This is a genomic window from Rhodoferax sp. (assembly GCF_039922535.1).
In the GTDB taxonomy this organism is placed as follows: Bacteria; Pseudomonadota; Gammaproteobacteria; order Burkholderiales; family Burkholderiaceae_C; genus Rhodoferax_B.
The window spans coordinates 1-6,694 of the sequence record NZ_JBDTEM010000150.1 but is presented as its reverse complement, the minus strand read 5'-3'; the positions used below and the strand labels follow the sequence as shown (position 1 = coordinate 6,694).

Annotated in this window: 6 protein-coding genes; 1 reads left to right on the top strand and 5 read right to left on the bottom strand. The window is 61.7% G+C overall.

Annotated features, from left to right (window positions below; all coding sequences use genetic code 11):
• The first annotated feature begins 28 nt into the window (after positions 1-28).
• Positions 29-1,237 (top strand): YbiU family protein, encoded by a 1,209-nt coding sequence (locus ABI213_RS07260; RefSeq protein ID WP_348026550.1) that lies wholly within the window; start codon positions 29-31, stop codon positions 1,235-1,237.
• 86 nt (positions 1,238-1,323) lie between these two features.
• On the opposite strand, the gene ABI213_RS07255 is transcribed toward ABI213_RS07260, so the two are convergent.
• From ABI213_RS07255 to ABI213_RS07235, 5 genes are all read right to left on the bottom strand, one after another.
• Positions 1,324-2,439, bottom strand: coding sequence for an ABC transporter ATP-binding protein (locus tag ABI213_RS07255; protein ID WP_348008966.1), 1,116 nt, complete (start codon positions 2,437-2,439; stop codon positions 1,324-1,326).
• A gap of 3 nt (positions 2,440-2,442) precedes the next feature.
• Positions 2,443-3,303 (bottom strand): carbohydrate ABC transporter permease, encoded by an 861-nt coding sequence (locus tag ABI213_RS07250; protein WP_348008965.1) that lies wholly within the window; start codon positions 3,301-3,303, stop codon positions 2,443-2,445.
• The gene (locus ABI213_RS07245) at positions 3,296-4,162 is read right to left on the bottom strand and encodes a sugar ABC transporter permease (RefSeq protein ID WP_348008964.1); all 867 of its coding nucleotides are present in this window, start codon (positions 4,160-4,162) and stop codon (positions 3,296-3,298) included. Before ABI213_RS07245 ends, ABI213_RS07250 begins: the two co-directional genes overlap by 8 nt.
• 85 nt (positions 4,163-4,247) lie before the next feature.
• Positions 4,248-5,486: an ABC transporter substrate-binding protein gene (locus tag ABI213_RS07240; protein WP_348008963.1), complete on the bottom strand. Its 1,239-nt coding sequence runs from the start codon at positions 5,484-5,486 to the stop codon at positions 4,248-4,250.
• Between the two features lie 377 nt (positions 5,487-5,863).
• The coding region (locus ABI213_RS07235; RefSeq protein WP_348026548.1) for a glycoside hydrolase family 3 C-terminal domain-containing protein at positions 5,864-6,694 on the bottom strand (831 nt) is incomplete at its 5' end.

Genomic DNA, 6,694 nt, shown 5'->3' with positions numbered 1-6,694 from the left:
TGACCCGAATCTCAATTTCCAAGCCGACATCATTGCCGCAAAAAAGCTATTGCGGGCGCAGATACCCGATCTGCAAGCGCGCTTTGACGCACTGACGCGCAACATCGAAGCCCAGGTCGAAGCGATTGAACGCGAACGTGCCCAGGCCATCAGCCCAGTGCCGGAAGTGCAGTTTGCCGACCTCGACCACATCGACGCTGCCACCGTCGCCCGCATCAAGCAGCGCGGCTGCCTGGTGGTGCGCGGCGTGTTCGACCCGGCCCGCGTCGAGAAGTGGAACAGCAGCATCGAGTCCTACCTGGCCGACAACCATTACCTGGAAAAAGAGGTCGGCAAGCGCGGCATCGACAAATACTTCAGCAGCCTGGCCAGCGGCAAACCGCAGATTTACGGCGTGTACTGGTCGAAGGCGCAAATGGACGCACGCCAGTCGGAAGAACTGGCCCGGGCCCGCCGCTGGCTGAACCGCCTGTGGAATATCGACCAGGACGGCCAACCGGTATTCAACCCCGACCAAGAATGCACCTACGCCGACCGCGTGCGCCAGCGCGAACCCGGCGATGCGTCGCTGGGCCTGTCGCCCCACGTCGATGGCGGCTCGATCGAGCGCTGGACCGACCCCGGCTACCGCAATGTGTACCGCCACATCTACGGCGGCGATGCCAGCCAGTACGACCCGTTTGCCGCCGCCTACCGCACCGAGACGCACGAGATCCCCTCGCCCGCCGTGTGCAGCATGTTCCGCACCTTCCAGGGCTGGACCGCGCTGACGCCGCAAGGCCCGGGCGACGGCACGCTCAACTTGGTGCCCATCGCCAACGCCATGCCCTGGGTGCTGCTACGCGCGCTGCAAGACGATATTGCCGACGACGAACTCTGTGGCGCCCGTGCGGGCCGCGCGCTGGTGGTGTCGGCCCAGTACCACGCGCTGCTGCTGCGCGCCTATGGGCCTATCCCCAAGGTGCAGGCCGGCGACACCGTCTGGTGGCACCCCGACACCATCCACGGCGTGGAAGACAAGCACCAGGGCAAGGGCTACAGCAATGTGATCTACATCGGCGCCGCGCCGGATTGCGAAAAGAACCGCATCTTTTTAGCCCGGCAACGGCCCGCGTTTGAGGCGGGCAAGTCGTCACCCAACTTTGCACCCGAAGACTACGAGGTGGACTTTGTGGGGCGTTTCAAGCCAGAAGATCTGACGCCGCTTGGGCGCAGCCAGATGGGGTATACGGGCTGAAATACTACTGAATTGATAGCTTCCAGCGCAGGTGCTACCTGCGCTGGTGGCCTATTTTTCTTAAAAATAGGCGTTGGGCTTAGCGGTCACGCAATCAGCTGCTCGGTCTGCACATCGAAGCAGACCAGCTTGCTCAGATCGACCATGAACTGCGTCTCCTGGCCCGGCGTCAGCGGTGCGTCGGGTTCGACCCGGGCGGTGAATTCATGGCCACCCAGGTTCAGCACCACCAGGGTGTCGGCACCGGTGGGTTCGATCACTTCCACCCGGGCCTGCACCAGGCGGTGCATGGCGGTTTCCACGGCCCCCTCGCGTGCCAGGCTGATGGCTTCGGCGCGGATACCGGCAATAACTTCTTTGCCCTGGTAGGCGTGCAGCGCCGCAGGCACGGACGGCAAGGCGATGCGCACCATGGGCCGGTCGCCTTGCTGCATCTCCAGCACGATGCCGTCGCCCTGTGCCAGCACGCGGGCCTTGGCCAGATTCATGCGCGGTGAACCCATGAAGCTGGCCACAAAGGTGTTTGCCGGGCGGTTGTAGACCTCGTGCGGGCTGCCCAATTGCTGCACCACACCGCCCTTCATCACGGCGATGCGCGTCGCCAGCGTCATGGCCTCGATCTGGTCATGCGTCACGTAGACGATGGTGGCTTTCAGCCGCTGGTGCAGCTTCTTGATTTCGGTGCGCATGTCCAGGCGCAGCTGGGCATCCAGGTTCGACAGCGGTTCGTCAAACAAATACAGCTTGGGCTCGCGCGCCAACGCCCGGCCAATGGCCACGCGCTGGCGCTGGCCACCGGAGAGCTGGCGCGGCTTGCGCTGCAGCAGGTGCTCGATCTGCAGCAGCTTGGCCACGCTGGCGACGCGCTCGGCGCGCACGTTCTTGGCCACCTTGCGCATCTCCAGCGGGAACTCGATGTTCTTGGCCACCGTCATGTTCGGGTACAGCGCGTACGACTGGAACACCATGGAGATATTGCGCTCGGCCGGGGCCACCTGGGTGATGTCCTGGCCGTCCAGGCGCAGGCTGCCTGCCGTAGGGTCCTCCAGCCCGGCAATCACGTTCATCAGCGTGCTCTTGCCGCAGCCGCTGGGGCCGACCAGCACCAGGAATTCACCGTCAGCCAGCGAGATGGTGATGTCGTGGAGTATCTGGACGCTGTCGAAACTTTTTTGGATGTGGATGAGATCTAACGAAGCCATTTTTCAACCTTTTACCGAACCGGCCATCAGGCCGCGGACGAAATATTTACCGGACACCAGGTAGACGATGAGCGTAGGAATCGCGGCGATGAAAGCCCCCGCGAAATGCACGTTGTATTCCTTCACCCCAGTGGAGCTGCTCACCAGGTTATTCAAGGCCACCGTCAGCGGAAACGAGGTGTAGTCGCTAAACGATGCGCCAAACAAAAACTCGTTCCAGATATTGGTGAACTGCCAGATCACCGTGACCACGATGATGGGGGCGCTGTTCGGCAACAGGATGCGCAGCAGCACACCAAAGAAGTTGGCCCCGTCCATGCGCGCCGAGCGGATCAGCTCGGTGGGAAAGGCCGCGTAGTAGTTGCGGAAGAACAGCGTGGTGAAGCCAATACCGTAGACCACGTTCACAAAAATCAGCCCCTTCACCGTGCCCGCCAGCCCCAAAAAGCCCAGGGTCTTGGCCATCGGGATCAGCACGATCTGGAACGGGATGAACACCGAAAACAGCATGGCCGCAAACAGCGCATGGGCGAAGCGCATCTTGAACTGGGTCAGGATGTAGCCGTTCAGCGCGCCAATCAAGGTCGAGATCACCACCGCCGGAATCACCAGCAGAAACGAGTTGATGAAATACGGTTTGAGGCCGGTGGCCTGCACGCCGATCTGTGCCGTGCTCCAGGCACTGCGCCACGGCGCCAGGGTCCAGTCCATGGGCAGCGACATCAGATTGCCGTTGCGAATCTCGTCCAGGGGTTTGAGCGAATTCACCACCATCACGTACACCGGCAGGATGAATAGCAGGGCCGTGCCGACCAGGATGGAATACAGCGCAATGCGCAGAAAGCGCGACAAGGTCTTATCCATTTTTGACCTTCCGCATCTCGCCGTACAGGTAGGGCAGCACGACCACACCAATCGCCACCAGCATCAGCACCGAGCTGGCAGCACCCACGGCCATTTCGTTACGGGTAAAGGTGTACTGGTACATGAACACCGAGGGCAGCCAGGTGGAGCGGCCGGGCCCGCCGTTGGTCAGCGCAATCACCAGGTCATAGGACTTGATGGCCATGTGCGCCAGAATCACAAAGGCCGAAATGAACACCGGCCCCAACTGCGGAATGATGATGCGCTGGTAGATCTGCCAGCTCTTGGCGCCGTCCAGACGGGCGGCGTTGATCTGCTCGGAATCGACCCCGCGCAGGCCGGCCAAAAACATGGCCATCACAAAGCCGGTGGTCTGCCACACAGCGGCTATCACCACGCAGTAAATCGCCATGTCCGAGTCCTTGATCCAGCCGAAGGCGAAGTTGCTCCAGCCCAAGGTCTGCATGGTGTGCTCCAGACCCACGCCGGGGTCGAGCAGCCATTTCCATGCGGTGCCGGTCACGATGAAAGACAACGCCATGGGGTACAAAAAAACCGAGCGCAGGCCGCTTTCGGCACGCACCTTTTGGTCAATCAAGATCGCCAGCGTCAGCCCCAGCGCCATCGCGATCACGATGTACAGCGAGGCAAACACCCACAGATTCGACAGCGCCACCGACCAGTTTTCCAGGCCCATCAGGCGGTGGTAGTTGGCCGTGCCGACCCACTCGTACTGCGGCATCAGGGTCGAGGCGGTGAACGACAGATAAATGGTGAACATGATGTAGCCGTAGACACACACCAGCACCAGCAAGGCGCTCGGAGTGATCAACAGCTTGGGCAGAAAACCAGCTTTCATGCAGGACCTTACGAGGGAAATGGAAAGGCCGACGCTAGCGCGTCGGCCCGCATGCAACCAGGGCGAAAACCCACCCTGTCAGCGATTAGGACTTGGCGGCAGCAGCGAGTTCTACGACGGCTTTCTTCGAGTCGATCTGGCCATTGAAGTGGCGCGTGATCACGTCGTAGAAAGCGTTCTTGATGGAGGCTGGCACCGCGTGGCCGTGGGCCATGGAGCCGACCAAGGTGCTCTTGGCGTTGGCTTCGGCGAAGTCCTTCATGGCTTTTTTACCGCAGTCGTCAAAGTCCTTGTCGGACACGTCGGTACGCGCGGGCACCGAACCCTTGACCACGTTAAAGGCCGACTGGAAGGCGGGGTCCATGATGGCCGAGGCCAGCTTGTCCTGCGCGGCGACCTTGTCGGCACCGACCTTGAACATGGCGAACTGGTCGGAGTTGAACGACACCACGCCCTGCGTGCCGGGCACGCGGAAGCAAGAGAAGTCTTTGCCCGGTACTTTCTTCGCCCGCAAAAACTCGCCCTTGGCCCAGTCACCCATGATCTGGAAGCCCGCCTTGCCACTGATCACCATGCCGGAGGCCACATTCCAGTCGCGCCCGGAGAAGTCTTTGTCCACCAGCTTGCGCAGTTGCGACATGCGGTCAAACGCCTTCAGCATGGTCGGCGAATTCAGCGATTTCGGGTCCAGGTCAATCAAGGCTTTGCGGTAGAAATCCACACCGCCGGTGGAGATCACCACGCCGTCAAACAGCGTCGCGTCTTCCCAGGGCTGACCACCATGGGCCAGGGCGATGAAACCGGCTTTTTGCAGCTTCTCGCCGTCGGCAATGAATTCGTCCCAGGTCTTGGGGTCCGAAGTGATACCGGCCTTGGCCAGCACTTCCTTGTTGGCCCAAACCCAGTTGGTGGAGTGCACGTTGACCGGTGCGGCGACCCACTTGCCGTTGTATTTGGAGAAGCGTTGCAGCGCGGCCGGAACCACCTTGTCCCAACCTTCTTTGGTGGCCACGTCGTTCAGATCGGCCAGCACACCTTGCTTGGCCCAGTCCTGGATGTCAAAGCCCAGCATCTGCACGGCGGTGGGCGGATTGCCGGACGTGACGCGGGCACGCACCGCCGTCATCGCCTGCTCGCCGCCGCCACCGGCAACCGGCATGTCGTTCCACTTGATGCCCTGCTTTTCCAGGTTGCCCTTGAGCACGCCCAGCGCCGCGGCTTCGCCACCCGAAGTCCACCAGTGCAGCACTTCCACGCTTTGTTGCGCCATGGCCGGAACGGCGAACGCCGCGGTAATCGCCAGCCCGATGATTTGCTTCTTCATGTCTTGTCTCCTGTCATTTTTTAGGTGAAGTCACCGGCAGGCCCGGGGTTCTGTGCCCCAGGTCCGTGCCGGTAAAAGTGTGGGCGCAGCAGTCGCCTTGCCCGGTGCGTACGGGCGTGCACTTCCTCACCCGAACTTATTAATTGTTCATTAATTAAGTTCAAATAACACAGGTGTTTTCCCTGAAAATAAAGCGCGGGAAGACAGCACTGTCCCACCAGGCCAGGTTCGCAGCTGCGACGTGTCACCTATCCCGGCTACCCACGCGGATATGCCAGGCTCCACCCCAGGCAGGTGATGGGTTTTTAGAACGAAATAGCCCCCCAGCGCAATACCTACCTGCGCGGGGAGCTATTGAAGCTATAGCAAACCGGTTATCAGCTGCGCACAAGCACCTTGGACTGCGTGTCGCGCGAGGAGCCGCCTACAAAGAAGGTGTAGCTGCCGCTGGGCGTATTCCACTGGTGGGTGGTGCTGTTCCACACGGCCATGCGGGCGGTGCTGACGTTGATGCTGACGGTTTTGCTCTCGCCCGCCGCCAACTGCACTTTTTGCCATGCCACCAGGCGTTTGGGTGGCTCGCCTGCGCTGCTGGGCAGGGCCGCGTAGACCTGCGCCACCTCGGCACCGGCGCGCGCACCGGTGTTTTTGAGCGTGAAGCTGACCGTGGCCGTGCCGTCCGCATTGGCCGTGATAGCCATGCCGGAATAGCTGAAGCTGGTGTACGACAGGCCGTGGCCAAACGGGAACAGCGGAGTGATGTTCTGCGAGTCGTACCAGCGGTAGCCCATGTTCAGGCCTTCGCTGTAGGTCACGGTCAGGTTGGTGGCGGAGATGGTCTTTTGCGGCAAATCGGCTTCGGTCTGCGGGAAGGTCAATGGCAGCTTGCCCGACGGATTGACGCTGCCAAACAGCACGTTGGCAATGGCCGGACCGCCCTGCACGCCGGGGTACCAGGCCTCCATCACCGCATTGACGTTGCCCAGCCAGGGCATGGTGACGGCGGTGCCGGTTTCCAGTACCACCACGCTGCGCTTGGCGACCGCTGCCACGGCGGTGATCAGCGCGTTTTGGTCGTAGGCCTGGTTGGCCGGGTCGGCGGCGTTGTTGGGCAGGCTCAGGTTGGGCAGGTCCGCACCTTCGGTCTGCCACTGGGTGGCAAAGACGATGGCGACATCGGCCGCTGCGGCTGCCGTGGCCGCTGCCGC

Excerpts from the sequence above, each read along its gene's own strand:
- ABI213_RS07255 (WP_348008966.1), bottom strand. The coding sequence starts at position 2,439 with ATGGCTTCGTTAGATCTCATCCACATCCAAAAAAGTTTCGACAGCGTC.
- ABI213_RS07250 (WP_348008965.1), bottom strand. The coding sequence starts at position 3,303 with ATGGATAAGACCTTGTCGCGCTTTCTGCGCATTGCGCTGTATTCCATC.
- ABI213_RS07245 (WP_348008964.1), bottom strand. The coding sequence starts at position 4,162 with ATGAAAGCTGGTTTTCTGCCCAAGCTGTTGATCACTCCGAGCGCCTTG.
- ABI213_RS07240 (WP_348008963.1), bottom strand. The coding sequence starts at position 5,486 with ATGAAGAAGCAAATCATCGGGCTGGCGATTACCGCGGCGTTCGCCGTT.